1 protein-coding gene is annotated in these 1,563 nt (G+C 60.4%); it reads right to left on the reverse strand.

The annotated features are described in order from the left end of the window. The coding region (locus tag QT222_RS01295; protein WP_491476049.1) for a beta-CASP ribonuclease aCPSF1 at nucleotides 1–1,534 on the reverse strand (1,534 nt) is incomplete at its 3' end. Between the last annotated feature and the right edge of the window lie 29 nt (nucleotides 1,535–1,563).

Genomic DNA, 1,563 nt, shown 5'->3' on the forward strand with positions numbered 1-1,563 from the left:
CCATACCAGAGGTAGAGAGGATGATTGCTTGGTCGCCGTCAGCGACATCCTGACGCTCCGCTTCGCCACCGTCGATGTGGTTGAACTCCTCGGCGAGGAACGGGTTTTCGTCTTCGTGGAAGATGCGGTCGCGGAGGTCGTCACGGAGGTACTCGGGGTAGGTCGTGTGGATGGCCGTCGCCTCCCAAATCATCCCGTCGAGGTGGACGGGCATCTTCGGAATCTTCCCGGAGCGCATCGCCTCTTCGAGGACGAGCATGATTTCCTGCGAGCGACCGACTGCGAACGCCGGGATGACGACCTTGCCGCCGCGCTCGTAAGTCTCGTTGATGACTTCGATAAGTCGCTCTTCGGAGTCCTGCTGGTCGGTCTGGTAGTCGTTGCGACCGCCGTAGGTCGACTCGAGGACGAGCGTCTCGACGCGCGGGAAGTCGTTGACCGCGCCGTTGAACAGGCGCGTGTCCTCGTAGTGAATGTCGCCGGAGAACGCGACGTTGTAGAGACCGTCACCGATGTGGAAGTGCGTAACCGCGGAGCCGAGAATGTGGCCCGCGTTGTGGAACGTGAGCTTCACGTCCGGGGCGATGTCGGTCACGTCGCCGTATTCGAGCGGGATGGTGTGCTTGATTGCCTCGCGAACCATCTCGGACTCGTACGGCGGGGCACGACCCTCTTTCGACGCCACGTCGAGGTAGTCGAGCGTCAAAAGCCCCATGAGGTCGCGCGTCGGCTCAGTCGTGTAGATGGGTCCGTCGTAGCCGTACTTGAACAGAAGCGGAATGAGCGCAGAGTGGTCGAGGTGAGCGTGCGTGAGAACGACGGCATCGAGCGAATTCGCGCCCGACCCGAGTGCTTCGGGGACCTGTAGATACGGCACGTCGTCCGAGCCGGGTTTGTCACCGCAGTCGACGAGAATGCGCGTTTCAGGCGTCGAGACGATGAACGAAGCGCGACCGACTTCGCGGCAGCAGCCGAGCGTCGTGATACGAACCCACTCGTCGTTAGAGAGTTGTTCGCGGTGAATCTGCCGTCCAGTCCGTTCGAGGATACGACGGCGGTCCTCGCGTTCCTGTTTCAAGAAGTTGCGGACGTTCGAGACCGTAGAAGATTCGATAGGCGGCGTGCGAACGACTTCGGGCGTCCAGCCGACTTTCTGCGTAATCTCGCGGAGCGTCGACCCGTGTCGGCCGATGACCATCCCGGGCTTTTCGGCCTCGATAACGACTTCGCCCGTGTCGATATGGAAGTCGAGGTCGGTGACACCGGCTTCTTCGGGAATAACGCCCAGAATCGCTGGTTCTGCTTCACGCGGGTCGGACAGTACGTCGGGGTCCGGTCGGACCGTAATTCGCTTCCGAAGCTTACTCGCAAGTTTCCGAATAAGGTCACCGTTCTTGGCGAACTTCTTCGGGTCGCGTGTATAGACGACGAGTTCGGGACCCTCGTACTTGACGTCGGAAACCGAGATGTCGCGTGGGAGTTCGTTCGTAATCTCTGCCTTCAAATTCTCGAGTTGGTTATCTACGGAGCTCATAGTTACGAGCGACCCGTCCGGTCCTGAGC

Source organism: Haloferax sp. s1, from assembly GCF_058382125.1.